General features: G+C 57.2%; 8 protein-coding genes, 1 tRNA gene and 2 rRNA genes. 2 read left to right on the top strand and 9 right to left on the bottom strand.

What is annotated here, in order from left to right; translation table 11 throughout:
- Nucleotides 1–59: 59 nt before the first annotated feature.
- The 3 genes from EDY99_RS21170 to EDY99_RS21180 all read right to left on the bottom strand — a co-directional run bounded on the left by EDY99_RS21170 (nucleotide 60) and on the right by EDY99_RS21180 (nucleotide 4,912).
- Nucleotides 60–2,967, bottom strand: a 23S ribosomal RNA gene (locus EDY99_RS21170).
- 239 nt (nucleotides 2,968–3,206) lie between these two features.
- Nucleotides 3,207–3,282 (bottom strand) — tRNA-Glu (locus EDY99_RS21175).
- A gap of 88 nt (nucleotides 3,283–3,370) precedes the next feature.
- Nucleotides 3,371–4,912 (bottom strand): 16S ribosomal RNA (locus tag EDY99_RS21180).
- The 16S and 23S rRNA genes sit together here with 1 tRNA gene alongside, the layout of an rRNA operon.
- Before the next feature lie 475 nt (nucleotides 4,913–5,387).
- Between EDY99_RS21180 and EDY99_RS21185 the strand changes: the two genes are divergently transcribed.
- Together EDY99_RS21185 and mdtD are read left to right on the top strand one after the other, a co-directional pair.
- Nucleotides 5,388–6,077, top strand: coding sequence for a FadR/GntR family transcriptional regulator (locus EDY99_RS21185; protein ID WP_033652336.1), 690 nt, complete (start codon nucleotides 5,388–5,390; stop codon nucleotides 6,075–6,077).
- A 67-nt stretch (nucleotides 6,078–6,144) separates the two neighbouring features.
- The gene (gene mdtD / locus EDY99_RS21190) at nucleotides 6,145–7,560 is read left to right on the top strand and encodes a multidrug transporter subunit MdtD (RefSeq protein ID WP_033645165.1); all 1,416 of its coding nucleotides are present in this window, start codon (nucleotides 6,145–6,147) and stop codon (nucleotides 7,558–7,560) included.
- Here the strand turns inward: mdtD and rbsR are convergent.
- The 6 genes from rbsR to rbsD all read right to left on the bottom strand — a co-directional run bounded on the left by rbsR (nucleotide 7,557) and on the right by rbsD (nucleotide 13,370).
- A complete protein-coding gene (gene rbsR, locus EDY99_RS21195; RefSeq protein WP_049299632.1) occupies nucleotides 7,557–8,558 on the bottom strand; it encodes a ribose operon transcriptional repressor RbsR in 1,002 nt (333 codons plus the stop codon). The two genes, mdtD and rbsR, sit on opposite strands and share 4 nt — an antisense overlap.
- A gap of 4 nt (nucleotides 8,559–8,562) precedes the next feature.
- Nucleotides 8,563–9,489 (bottom strand): ribokinase, encoded by a 927-nt coding sequence (rbsK, locus tag EDY99_RS21200; protein WP_123062050.1) that lies wholly within the window; start codon nucleotides 9,487–9,489, stop codon nucleotides 8,563–8,565.
- A 61-nt stretch (nucleotides 9,490–9,550) separates the two neighbouring features.
- Nucleotides 9,551–10,438 (bottom strand): ribose ABC transporter substrate-binding protein RbsB, encoded by an 888-nt coding sequence (gene rbsB, locus EDY99_RS21205; RefSeq protein ID WP_025304729.1) that lies wholly within the window; start codon nucleotides 10,436–10,438, stop codon nucleotides 9,551–9,553.
- A gap of 24 nt (nucleotides 10,439–10,462) precedes the next feature.
- Nucleotides 10,463–11,431 (bottom strand): ribose ABC transporter permease, encoded by a 969-nt coding sequence (rbsC, locus tag EDY99_RS21210; protein WP_033652333.1) that lies wholly within the window; start codon nucleotides 11,429–11,431, stop codon nucleotides 10,463–10,465.
- Nucleotides 11,432–11,437: 6 nt separating this feature from the next.
- Nucleotides 11,438–12,943 carry a ribose ABC transporter ATP-binding protein RbsA gene (gene rbsA / locus EDY99_RS21215; protein WP_033652332.1) on the bottom strand — a complete coding sequence of 502 codons (1,506 nt, stop codon included), beginning with the start codon at nucleotides 12,941–12,943 and terminating at the stop codon, nucleotides 11,438–11,440.
- A 7-nt stretch (nucleotides 12,944–12,950) separates the two neighbouring features.
- Nucleotides 12,951–13,370: a D-ribose pyranase gene (rbsD, locus tag EDY99_RS21220; RefSeq protein WP_033652331.1), complete on the bottom strand. Its 420-nt coding sequence runs from the start codon at nucleotides 13,368–13,370 to the stop codon at nucleotides 12,951–12,953.
- Nucleotides 13,371–13,386: the final 16 nt, after the last annotated feature.

The raw sequence follows: 13,386 nt of genomic DNA on the forward strand, positions 1-13,386 counted from the left end.
CATCAGAACCAATCTTGGAACGTCGCTGAAAATCTCTCTAAAAACACCTTCGGTGTTGTAAGGTTAAGCCTCACGGATCATTAGTACTGGTTAGCTCAATGCATCGCTGCACTTACACACCCAGCCTATCAACGTCTTAGTCTTAAACGTTCCTTCAGGGGCCTTGAAGGCCCAGGGAAGACTCATCTTGAGGCAAGTTTCGCGCTTAGATGCTTTCAGCGCTTATCTTTTCCGCACTTAGCTACCGGGCAATGCCATTGGCATGACAACCCGAACACCAGTGGTGCGTTCACTCCGGTCCTCTCGTACTAGGAGCAACCCCTCTCAATCTTCCAACGCCCACGGCAGATAGGGACCGAACTGTCTCACGACGTTCTAAACCCAGCTCGCGTACCACTTTAAATGGCGAACAGCCATACCCTTGGGACCTACTTCAGCCCCAGGATGTGATGAGCCGACATCGAGGTGCCAAACACCGCCGTCGATATGAACTCTTGGGCGGTATCAGCCTGTTATCCCCGGAGTACCTTTTATCCGTTGAGCGATGGCCCTTCCATTCAGAACCACCGGATCACTAAGACCTACTTTCGTACCTGCTCGAGCCGTCACTCTCGCAGTCAAGCTAGCTTATGCCTTTGCACTAACCTCACGATGTCCGACCGTGATTAGCTAACCTTCGTGCTCCTCCGTTACTCTTTGGGAGGAGACCGCCCCAGTCAAACTACCCACCAGACACTGTCCTCACCCCAGATTATGGGGCCGAGTTAGAACATCAAACATTAAAGGGTGGTATTTCAAGGATGGCTCCACGCAGACTGGCGTCCACGCTTCAAAGCCTCCCACCTATCCTACACATCAAGGCTCAATGTTCAGTGTCAAGCTATAGTAAAGGTTCACGGGGTCTTTCCGTCTTGCCGCGGGTACACTGCATCTTCACAGCGAGTTCAATTTCACTGAGTCTCGGGTGGAGACAGCCTGGCCATCATTACGCCATTCGTGCAGGTCGGAACTTACCCGACAAGGAATTTCGCTACCTTAGGACCGTTATAGTTACGGCCGCCGTTTACTGGGGCTTCGATCAAGAGCTTCGCCTTGCGGCTGACCCCATCAATTAACCTTCCAGCACCGGGCAGGCGTCACACCGTATACGTCCACTTTCGTGTTTGCACAGTGCTGTGTTTTTATTAAACAGTTGCAGCCAGCTGGTATCTTCGACTGGCTTCAGCTCCATCCGCAAGGGACTTCACCTACATGCCAGCGTGCCTTCTCCCGAAGTTACGGCACCATTTTGCCTAGTTCCTTCACCCGAGTTCTCTCAAGCGCCTTGGTATTCTCTACCTGACCACCTGTGTCGGTTTGGGGTACGATTTAATGTTACCTGGAGCTTAGAGGATTTTCCTGGAAGCAGGGCATCAACTACTTCTGCACCGTAGTGCATCGTCATCACGCCTCAGGGTTAGTATGCAACCGGATTTACCAGGTCACACCCCCTACACGCTTAAACCGGGACAACCGTCGCCCGGCCAGCCTAGCCTTCTCCGTCCCCCCTTCGCAGTAACACCAAGTACAGGAATATTAACCTGTTTCCCATCGACTACGCTTTTCAGCCTCGCCTTAGGGGTCGACTCACCCTGCCCCGATTAACGTTGGACAGGAACCCTTGGTCTTCCGGCGAGCGGGCTTTTCACCCGCTTTATCGTTACTTATGTCAGCATTCGCACTTCTGATACCTCCAGCAACCCTCACAGGCCACCTTCAACGGCTTACAGAACGCTCCCCTACCCAACAACGCCTAAGCGTCGCTGCCGCAGCTTCGGTGCATGGTTTAGCCCCGTTACATCTTCCGCGCAGGCCGACTCGACCAGTGAGCTATTACGCTTTCTTTAAATGATGGCTGCTTCTAAGCCAACATCCTGGCTGTCTATGCCTTCCCACATCGTTTCCCACTTAACCATGACTTTGGGACCTTAGCTGGCGGTCTGGGTTGTTTCCCTCTTCACGACGGACGTTAGCACCCGCCGTGTGTCTCCCGTGATAACATTCTTCGGTATTCGGAGTTTGCATCGGTTTGGTAAGCCGGGATGGCCCCCTAGCCGAAACAGTGCTCTACCCCCGAAGATGAGTTCACGAGGCGCTACCTAAATAGCTTTCGGGGAGAACCAGCTATCTCCCGGTTTGATTGGCCTTTCACCCCCAGCCACAAGTCATCCGCTAATTTTTCAACATTAGTCGGTTCGGTCCTCCAGTTAGTGTTACCCAACCTTCAACCTGCCCATGGCTAGATCACCGGGTTTCGGGTCTATACCTTGCAACTAGTCGCCCAGTTAAGACTCGGTTTCCCTACGGCTCCCCTATACGGTTAACCTTGCTACAAAATATAAGTCGCTGACCCATTATACAAAAGGTACGCAGTCACACCACGAAGGTGCTCCCACTGCTTGTACGTACACGGTTTCAGGTTCTATTTCACTCCCCTCGCCGGGGTTCTTTTCGCCTTTCCCTCACGGTACTGGTTCACTATCGGTCAGTCAGGAGTATTTAGCCTTGGAGGATGGTCCCCCCATATTCAGACAGGATGTCACGTGTCCCGCCCTACTCATCGAACTCACGACCTGTGCATTTTAGTGTACGGGGCTATCACCCTTTGCTGCGCGACTTTCCAGACGCTTCCACTAACACACAAGCCGATTCAGGTTCTGGGCTCCTCCCCGTTCGCTCGCCGCTACTGGGGGAATCTCGGTTGATTTCTTTTCCTCGGGGTACTTAGATGTTTCAGTTCCCCCGGTTCGCCTCATGCCACTATGTATTCATGACATGATAGTGTGTCGAAACACACTGGGTTTCCCCATTCGGGTATCGCCGGTTATAACGGTTCATATCACCTTACCGACGCTTTTCGCAGATTAGCACGCCCTTCATCGCCTCTGACTGCCTAGGCATCCACCGTGTACGCTTAGTCACTTAACCTCACAACCCGAAGATGTTTCCATCGTTCGCGCTGCAAACATTTGAGAGACTCTATGACAGGTTACTCTTCATCCCAATACATCTACGGAGGGATAAATTTCAGCCGTCATGTTTCAATTTTCAGCTTGTTCCAGATTGTTAAAGAGCAATATCTTAAACATGACTCGGAAGTCATCTTTAAGATATGGTGTATCGTCAGATACTTGAGACCGCCGCTTTCACCGGGTGGGTCGGAAGCTTGGCGTCCCCTAGGGGATTCGAACCCCTGTTACCGCCGTGAAAGGGCGGTGTCCTAGGCCTCTAGACGAAGGGGACACGACACCGTACTTTTATGACGCTTTTGCTCGTTACTTTTTCATCAGACAATCTGTGTGAGCACGCCACTCGAACTAATATCTTTAGGTAAGGAGGTGATCCAACCGCAGGTTCCCCTACGGTTACCTTGTTACGACTTCACCCCAGTCATGAATCACAAAGTGGTAAGCGCCCTCCCGAAGGTTAAGCTACCTACTTCTTTTGCAACCCACTCCCATGGTGTGACGGGCGGTGTGTACAAGGCCCGGGAACGTATTCACCGTAGCATTCTGATCTACGATTACTAGCGATTCCGACTTCATGGAGTCGAGTTGCAGACTCCAATCCGGACTACGACGTACTTTATGAGGTCCGCTTGCTCTCGCGAGGTCGCTTCTCTTTGTATACGCCATTGTAGCACGTGTGTAGCCCTACTCGTAAGGGCCATGATGACTTGACGTCATCCCCACCTTCCTCCAGTTTATCACTGGCAGTCTCCTTTGAGTTCCCGGCCGAACCGCTGGCAACAAAGGATAAGGGTTGCGCTCGTTGCGGGACTTAACCCAACATTTCACAACACGAGCTGACGACAGCCATGCAGCACCTGTCTCAGAGTTCCCGAAGGCACCAATCCATCTCTGGAAAGTTCTCTGGATGTCAAGAGTAGGTAAGGTTCTTCGCGTTGCATCGAATTAAACCACATGCTCCACCGCTTGTGCGGGCCCCCGTCAATTCATTTGAGTTTTAACCTTGCGGCCGTACTCCCCAGGCGGTCGATTTAACGCGTTAGCTCCGGAAGCCACGCCTCAAGGGCACAACCTCCAAATCGACATCGTTTACAGCGTGGACTACCAGGGTATCTAATCCTGTTTGCTCCCCACGCTTTCGCACCTGAGCGTCAGTCTTCGTCCAGGGGGCCGCCTTCGCCACCGGTATTCCTCCAGATCTCTACGCATTTCACCGCTACACCTGGAATTCTACCCCCCTCTACGAGACTCTAGCTTGCCAGTTTCAAATGCAGTTCCCAGGTTGAGCCCGGGGATTTCACATCTGACTTAACAAACCGCCTGCGTGCGCTTTACGCCCAGTAATTCCGATTAACGCTTGCACCCTCCGTATTACCGCGGCTGCTGGCACGGAGTTAGCCGGTGCTTCTTCTGCGAGTAACGTCAATTGATGAGCGTATTAAGCTCACCACCTTCCTCCTCGCTGAAAGTGCTTTACAACCCGAAGGCCTTCTTCACACACGCGGCATGGCTGCATCAGGCTTGCGCCCATTGTGCAATATTCCCCACTGCTGCCTCCCGTAGGAGTCTGGACCGTGTCTCAGTTCCAGTGTGGCTGGTCATCCTCTCAGACCAGCTAGGGATCGTCGCCTAGGTGAGCCATTACCCCACCTACTAGCTAATCCCATCTGGGCACATCTGATGGCAAGAGGCCCGAAGGTCCCCCTCTTTGGTCTTGCGACGTTATGCGGTATTAGCTACCGTTTCCAGTAGTTATCCCCCTCCATCAGGCAGTTTCCCAGACATTACTCACCCGTCCGCCGCTCGTCACCCAGGGAGCAAGCTCCCCTGTGCTACCGCTCGACTTGCATGTGTTAAGCCTGCCGCCAGCGTTCAATCTGAGCCATGATCAAACTCTTCAATTAAAAGCTTGATGTGCTTCCACTCGATAAGCGATGCTCAAAGATTTACTGCATGAATTTTACTTCAGTTAGTCACTCTTCAAGACTTGATATTTTTTTGCATCCGAAGATGCTGGATATCGTCTTGTGGAGTGCCCACACAGATTGTCTGATAAATTGTTAAAGAGCAGTGCCGAGAAACTCATCGGCGCGGGCTGCGTATATTACGCTTTTCACCCGGAGAGTCAAGCGTTTATTTCGCTTTCCTCTCGCTGACCCGGCGGCTTGTCAGTCGTTGTTCCCGGTCAGTGGAGGCGCATTATAGGGAGTTCTCGGCAGGCCGCAACCCCTAAATGCAAAAAACTTTTCAAGCGCGGATTTTTTCGGCAAAAGAGCGAAAAAGCGGCGAATTTATGTCACTTTTTCAGGCAAACAGCCATAAAAGCTGGCGATCGCTGGAGTAAAATAGAAATAACGATGTCAGTAAGGACCCGCAGCCATGCCGTTAAATGCACAACAACAGGCCGCCCAACGCAATCTTTCTTATCTGCTTGCAGAGAAACTCGGCCAACAAATTCTGGCGGGCGATTATCAGGCCGGCAGCATCCTGCCCGGTGAAATGGAACTGGGCGAGCAATTCGGCGTCAGCCGCACAGCGGTGCGCGAAGCGGTAAAGATGTTAGCCGCCAAAGGCATGTTGTTGCCGCGCCCGCGCATTGGCACCCGCGTGATGCCGCAAAGCCAATGGAATTTCCTCGATCAGGATTTACTGACCTGGTGGATGACGCGGGAAAACTTCGATCAGGTGATGCAACATTTCCTTATATTGCGCACCTCGTTGGAACCGCAGGCCTGCGCGTTGGCGGCAGACCACGCCAGCCCGCAGCAAACCAAACTGCTGGCGGAGCTGATGGCGGAGATGCGCGCGCTGCATACCCAGTTTGATCGCGAGCGCTGGATCCAGGTCGATACCCAATTCCACCAGCTCATCTACGAGGCCAGCGGTAATCCGTTCCTGACCTCGTTCGCTAACCTGTTCAGTTCGGTGTATCAGAGTTACTTCCGCGCCATTACAGGCAATGAAGTGATCAAGCTGCGCCACCATCAGGCTATCGTCGATGCGATACTCGCCGGAGACAGCGCAGGCGCCCTCGTCGCCTGCCAAGTTTTGCTGAAAGAGAAAGACTAGACACGCTCCCCGCTTATAGATAGAAGAAAGAGATGAGGGAGAGACGACCATTTAACCAGGACCGACCATGACCCAATCCGCGCGCAGTATGGCAGGACTCCCGTGGATCGCCGCAATGGCGTTCTTTATGCAGGCGCTGGACGCCACCATCCTCAACACGGCGCTGCCGGCGATCGCCCACAGCCTCGGGCACTCGCCGCTGGCGATGCAATCTGCCGTCATCAGCTATACGCTGACGGTGGCGATGCTGATCCCAGTCAGCGGTTGGCTGGCGGACCGCTTCGGCACCCGCCGCGTGTTCATCTTCGCCGTCACGTTATTCACCCTCGGTTCGCTGTTGTGCGCCCTCTCCCCCACGTTGAGCGTGCTGGTTGCCTCTCGCGTGCTGCAGGGCATCGGCGGCGCGATGATGATGCCGGTCGCGCGACTGGCGCTGCTGCGCGCCTACCCGCGCAGCGAACTGCTGCCGGTGCTGAACTTCGTCACCATGCCCGGCCTGGTCGGGCCGATTCTGGGGCCGCTGCTGGGCGGCTGGCTGGTGACCTACGCCACCTGGCATTGGATTTTCCTGATCAATATCCCTATCGGCCTGCTCGGCATCTTCTATGCGCGCAAATACATGCCGGACTTCACCACGCCCAAGCGCCGCTTCGATTTTCTGGGTTTTATGCTGTTCGGCCTGAGCCTGGTGCTGATCTCCACCGGGCTGGAGCTGTTTGGCGAGCGGGTGCTGGCGAGCTACGTTTCGCTGGGCATTCTGCTCAGCGGCTTCGTGATGCTGTTCGGCTACATCGCGCACGCCCGCCGTCATCCTCAGCCGCTGATCGGCCTCGACCTGTTCAAAACCCGCACCTTCTCGGTCGGCATCGCCGGCAACGTCGCGTCCAGGTTGGGCACCGGCTGCGTGCCATTTTTAATGCCGCTCATGCTGCAGGTGGGATTTGGCTACACGGCGATCGTCGCCGGCTGCATGATGGCACCGACCGCCATCGGCTCGCTGATGGCGAAATCCACCGTCACTCAGGTGTTGCGCTGGTTCGGCTACCGTAAAACGCTGGTCGGCATCACCGTTATCATCGGAGCGCTGATCGCGCAGTTCGCCCTGCAGAGCCCAGGCATGCCGCTGTGGCTGATGATCCTGCCGCTGTTCGTACTGGGCATGGCGATGTCCACCCAGTTCACCGCCATGAATACCATCAGCCTGGCGGATTTGAACGACGCCAACGCCAGCGCCGGCAACAGCGTCCTGGCGGTCACCCAACAGCTGTCCATCAGTTTCGGCGTAGCGATCAGCGCGGCGGTGCTGCGTTTTTACGAATCCCTGTCGTTAGGCACGATGATCGACCACTTCCATTACACCTTTATCACCATGGGGATCGTCACCGTGGCGTCGGCGCTGGTATTTATGTTGCTGAGAAGGAAAGATGGCCGCAACTTGATCAGCGGCCAGGAAAGCAAGAAAGAAGCGAAGGCGGCCAGTTAACGGTGGCCCACCGAGGCGCGTTCCACCAGCTCGGGCGTCAGCACCAGCACCTGGGGAGCACGCTCCGGGTTTTGCAGGCGGTTGATCAGCGCATCGATCGCCAGCTCGCCCAGCGAATCCTTCGGCTGATGAATGGTGCTCAGCGGCGGCGCCAGATAACGGGCCAACTCAATGTCATCGTAGCCCATCACCGCCATATCCTGCGGCACGGAAAGCCCGGCCTGATACAGCGCCTGATAAACGCCTACCGCCACCGCGTCGTTGCCGGCAAACACCGCATGCGGCGGCTCATCCAGCGCCAGCAGTTGGCGCATGGCGTTCACCCCGCCCTCAAACTCAAAGTCGCAATGCACTTCATACCCTGGCGGAACCGGCAATCCAGCGCGACGCATCGCGTTGCGGTAGCCTTCCAGCCGGTGGCGAGCGGTGGTTTTATCCTGCGGGCCGGCGATGCAGGCAATCTTGCGGTAGCCGCGGGCGATCAGATGATCGGTCGCCATCTCACCGCCCAGCAGCGAGTTATCCTGAATAATGTCGTTGGCGCCCTCGAACGGCGCCCAGTCCATCATCACGATCGGCAGTGACGGGTAACGGCTCAGAGCATCTTGCGATGGTCGGTGGTTTTCGGTGCACATCAGCAGCAAACCGTCGACGCGCTTTTGCAGCAGCGTCTCCATGCTGCGGTTCATGCGCGCGGCGTCTTCTTCGGTATTGCACAGGATTAAACTGTAGCCGCGTTCATAACAGCTGCGCTCCACGCCGCGCACCACTTCGGCATAAAACGGGTTGTTGCTGGCGGTCACCAGCATGCCGATGGTGCGCGTCTGATTGAGCTTCAGGCTGCGCGCCAGCGCGGAAGGCGCATAGTTCAGCTGTTCCACGGCCGCCATGACCTTGTCGCGCACGCTGTCGCTGACAAAGCGATTGTTGTTGACCACATGCGAAACGGTAGAGGTTGAAACGCCCGCCAGGCGGGCGACATCTTTCATGGTGGCCAAAGGATCACCCCTGCTGCTGCAAGAAGGCGTCGATCTCTTCACGCCACGGCACCGAAGGCTGCGCGCCGGGGCGGGTCACGGCGATCGCCGCCGCCGCATGGGCGAAACGCACCGCGTCGGCCATGACTTTGCCTTCCAACAGGGCAGTCACCAGCGCACCGTTAAAGGTATCGCCGGCGGCGATGGTATCCACCGCTTGCACCTTGAAGCCGGGCACCAGTTTGCCGTTGCCGTTTTCGCTCAGCCACACGCCGCGGCTACCGAGGGTGATGATCACCGTCGCGATGCCCTTGTCGTGCAGCGCCTGCGCCGCACGCGCCGCATCCGCGTCGTTGTCCACGGCGATGCCGGTCAGGCGCTGGGCTTCGGTTTCATTCGGGGTGATCATATCGATCATGCCCAGCAGCTCGTCAGGTAGCTCACGCGCCGGGGCCGGGTTGAGGATCACCTGCGTTTGATGTTGCTTCGCCAGGCGGGCGGCGGCGATCACCGTCTCCAGCGGCGACTCGAGCTGCATCAGCAGGGCATCGGCGTCGATCACTTTTTGTTGGTAGCGCGCCAGGTAATCCGGCGTCACCGCGGCGTTGGCGCCGGCATTGATGCCGATCACGTTCTCGCCTTCGGCGTTGACGAAGATCAGCGCCACGCCGGTGGTGCTGTCGGCGATGGCTTCAATCGGTTGGGTATCAATGCGATCGCTCGCCAGCTGCCGGCGGACACGTTCGCCGATATCGTCGGCGCCCACGCAGGCGATAAAGGCGATCTCCGCCCCACTGCGCCCGGCCGCCACCGCCTGATTCGCGCCCTTGCCACCAAACGCCACCTTATACTGTTTCCCGATCACCGTTTCGCCCGGGTGGGGGAACTGTTCAATATTGAGGATATGGTCGGCATTGATGCTGCCAAGAACCACCAGCTTACCTGTTTCCATCGCATTGATTCCTGAATTGCGCGCCATCGTAAACGCCCCGTCCCGATGGCGCTGGTATGACTTACTGAGTGACCAGTTTCAAATCGACCGGAATGGTCGCCGGCACTTTTTCGCCTTTCAGCACTTTATCGGCGGTTTCCACGCCTATCACGCCGATCTGATCGGGACGCTGCGCCACGGTCGCCGCCAGCTTGCCGCCTTCAACCGCTTTCACGCCGTCGGCGGTGCCGTCGAAGCCTACCACGATCACGTCGGTTTTACCGGCGGTTTGCAGCGCACGCAGCGCGCCCAGCGCCATTTCATCGTTCTGGGCAAATACCGCCTGCACATCCGGGTGAGCGGTCAGCAGGTTCTGCATCACGTTCAGGCCCTTGGTGCGGTCGAAATCGGCCGGCTGGCTGGCCAGCAGCTTGAATTTATTCTGATCCAGCGACTGTTTAAAGCCTTCGCCGCGTTCCCGCGCGGCGGAGGTGCCGGCAATGCCTTCCAGCTGAATCACCTTGGCGTCGGCGCCCGCTTTCTTGGCGATGAAGTCGCCGGCCATTTTGCCGCCCACGCGGTTATCCGAAGCGATATGGCTCACCACGTCACCCTTGCTCGCCACGCGGTCCAGCGTGATGACCGGGATCTTAGCCTGGTTGGCCATCTTGATGGCGTTGCCCACCGCATCGGAGTCAGTCGGGTTGATCAACAGCAGCTTGGGCGCCCGCACCATCAGATCCTGCACGTTGGCCAGCTCTTTCGCCGGGTTGTTTTGGGAATCCAGCACCACCAGGTTATAACCCAGCTTGTTGGCCTCTTGCTGCGCCCCATCCTTCATCGAGACGAAGAACGGGTTGTTGAGGGTGGACACCACCAGCGCGATGGTGTCTTTGGCCATGGCATTGGCGCTCAGGGTGGCGCTCAACGCGATGGCGGAAGCTAAGGTTGCCAGTTTTTTCATTTTCATCATCGTGATTCCTGTAGGGGGAGGTTACTTGTTGCTTTTGTTATCTACCAGAACCGCCAGCAGTATCACCACTGCCTTCACGATCATTTGGTAGTAGGAAGAAACACCCAGTAAATTCAGGCCGTTGTTCAGAAAACCGAGGATCAGCGCCCCGATCAGCGTGCCGACGATGCGTCCCTTGCCGCCAGCCAGGCTGGTGCCGCCCAGCACCACGGCGGCGATGGCGTCCAGCTCATAGCCGGTGCCGGCGGTCGGCTGCGCCGACGAGAGGCGCGCCACTTCGATCACCCCCGCCAACGCCGCCAGCAGGCCGCACAGCGAATAGACGATAATTTTCACTTTATCGACGCTGATACCGGACAGGCGTGTCGCCGCTTCATTGCCGCCCAGGGCATAAATATAGCGGCCCAGGCGCGTATGGTGCAGCATATACCAGGCGGCGATGAACACGATCGCCATGATCCAGATCGGCGTAGGCACGCCCAGCGGACGGCCGATGCCGAACCAACCAAAGGTGTCGGCCACGTCGGTGAAACCGGTATTGATCGGGCTGCCGTTGGTGTACACCATGGTGACGCCGCGCAGCAGCAGCATCATCACCAGCGTAGCGATAAAGGCTTGCACCTTGCCTTTGGCGACGATCACCCCGGTGCAGGCGCCAATCGCGGCGCCCAGCGCCAAGGCCGCCGCCACCGCCACCAGCGCGTTGACTTCAAAGCCGACGATCGACGCCGCCACCGCGCCGGTCAGGGCCAGCAGCGATCCCACCGACAGATCGATGCCGGAAGTGAGGATCACCAGCGTCATCCCCACCGCCATGATGGCGTTGACCGAGGTCTGCTGCAGAATATTGAACAGGTTGTTCAGGGTGAAGAAATTCGGGCTCATGGAAGAGACCACGGCGATCAGCACCAGCAGCGCAATCAACGACTTCTGCTCTAACAGCCATTCTTTACTGAACCAGCGCTTAGCTGCGATAGTCTGGGAACTCATATCTGATTACTCCTGCTTTACGCCGTATTGCTTGCCGACGGCTGCCGCCATCAACGCTTCCTGGGTGGCCTGTTCAATCGGGAACTCGCCGCTGAGATGCCCTTCGTGCATCACCAGAATGCGATCGCTCATGCCCATCACCTCCGGCATTTCCGAAGACACCAGAATGATGCTCAGCCCTTCCTGCTTGAACTGGTTGATTAACTGATAGATCTCTTTTTTCGCCCCGACATCGACGCCGCGCGTCGGCTCATCGAGGATCAGCACCTTCGGCCGGGTCATCAGGCCGCGGGCGATCGCCACTTTCTGCTGATTACCGCCGGAAAGCAGACCTATCGGCTGCTCCATCGACGGCGTTTTGATATTGAACAGGCGGATGAAGTCCCCCACCGCCTGCCGCTCGTCGGCCTGTTTCAGGCTGCCGTCAGCGCGGCTGAAGTAGCGCAGCGCGGTCAGAGACATGTTTTCCTTTACCGACATGCCCAGCACCAGGCCGTCGCGCTTACGGTCTTCCGAGATATAGACGATGCCGTTCGCCAATCCATCCTGCGGCGAATGGGTGACTACCTCGCGGCCGTCGAGGTTGACGGTGCCGGCCTTGCGCGGCGCGGCGCCGTACAGAATCTTCATCAATTCGGTGCGCCCGGCGCCCATCAAGCCGGCCACGCCGAGGATCTCACCGCGATACAGCGTAAAGCTGACGTCTTCAACGCCGGGTCCGGAAAGATGACTGACTTCCAGCCGCTTTTCCCCGCGCGGTAAATCAAGGCGCGGGTATTGTTCTTCCAGCTTGCGACCGACCATCATCTCAATCAGCGAATCTTCCTGCAGCTCGCTCACCGGCCGCTCGGCGATGAACTGCCCGTCGCGAAATACCGTCACGTCGTCGCAGATTTCAAAGATCTCTTTCAGACGGTGCGAGATATAGACGATGCCGCGCCCTTCGGCCTTCAGCTCGTTGATCACCTTGAACAGCGAGGCGGTTTCGGTGTCGGTCAGCGCATCGGTCGGTTCGTCCATGATGATCACTTTCGATTCGAAGCTCAGTACCTTGGCAATCTCCACCATCTGCTGATCGCCAATCGACAGCTCGCCCACCAGCCGGTGGCTGCTGTAGCGCAGGTTGAGGCGCGCCAGCAAGCGATCGGCCTCGGCGTACATGCGCTTCCAGTCAATGCGGCCGAAACGGTTGACGAACTCGCGGCCGAGGAAGATGTTTTCCGCAATCGTCAGCTGCGGGATCAGGTTCAGCTCCTGATGGATAATGCCGATGCCCGCTTCCTGCGAATCTTTAGGCCCGTTGAACGCCACCTCTTTACCGAGAAAATACTGACTGCCGGCGTCTTTCTGATAGATGCCGGTCAGCACTTTCATCATGGTGGACTTCCCGGCGCCGTTTTCCCCCACCAGCGCCATCACCTTGCCGGGATAAACGCTGAGAGCGGCGCCGGAAAGCGCCTTCACGCCGGGAAAGGCTTTATCAATCCCTTTCAGTTGCAGTAAAGGTTGCATAAACGCCTCAGAAAGTTACGCCGGCGCACAGGATCACGTTCGCGTAAGGCGAACACTCCCCGCTGCGGATCACCGCCCGGCTGTGCTCGGTTTGCGCTTTAAACGCCTGATGGCTGATATAACGCACGCCGATGGTATTGCCCTGGCGTTGGCCCAGTGCGGTCAGTTCAGCCAACAATGCCTCGTGGAGCGACGGATTTTGTTTCACGATTTCTTCCGCCAGGATGGCGCTTTCTACCTGCATCTCTTGCGTGACCGCCGCGAACACCTGCATGAAGGTCGGCACGCCCTGCGTCAGCGCCAGATCGATGCGCTGCGTCACCGCCGGTATCGGCAAACCCGCATCGCACAAGGTGAGCTGATCGGTATGCCCCAACCGGGCAATCACGGCAGACACGTCGGAATTCAGTAATACGCCTTTTTTCATCTTCTCACTCCGCTAG

It is taken from the genome of Serratia sp. LS-1, from assembly GCF_003719595.1.
GTDB lineage: Bacteria > Pseudomonadota > Gammaproteobacteria > Enterobacterales > Enterobacteriaceae > Serratia > Serratia ureilytica.

What these genes read in the sequence shown, in the direction of transcription:
- mdtD (WP_033645165.1), top strand. Translation starts at nt 6,145, where the DNA reads ATGACCCAATCCGCGCGCAGTATGGCAGGACTCCCGTGGATCGCCGCA.
- rbsC (WP_033652333.1), bottom strand. Translation starts at nt 11,431, where the DNA reads ATGAGTTCCCAGACTATCGCAGCTAAGCGCTGGTTCAGTAAAGAATGG.
- EDY99_RS21185 (WP_033652336.1), top strand. Translation starts at nt 5,388, where the DNA reads ATGCCGTTAAATGCACAACAACAGGCCGCCCAACGCAATCTTTCTTAT.
- rbsK (WP_123062050.1), bottom strand. Translation starts at nt 9,489, where the DNA reads ATGGAAACAGGTAAGCTGGTGGTTCTTGGCAGCATCAATGCCGACCAT.
- rbsD (WP_033652331.1), bottom strand. Translation starts at nt 13,370, where the DNA reads ATGAAAAAAGGCGTATTACTGAATTCCGACGTGTCTGCCGTGATTGCC.
- rbsB (WP_025304729.1), bottom strand. Translation starts at nt 10,438, where the DNA reads ATGAAAATGAAAAAACTGGCAACCTTAGCTTCCGCCATCGCGTTGAGC.
- rbsA (WP_033652332.1), bottom strand. Translation starts at nt 12,943, where the DNA reads ATGCAACCTTTACTGCAACTGAAAGGGATTGATAAAGCCTTTCCCGGC.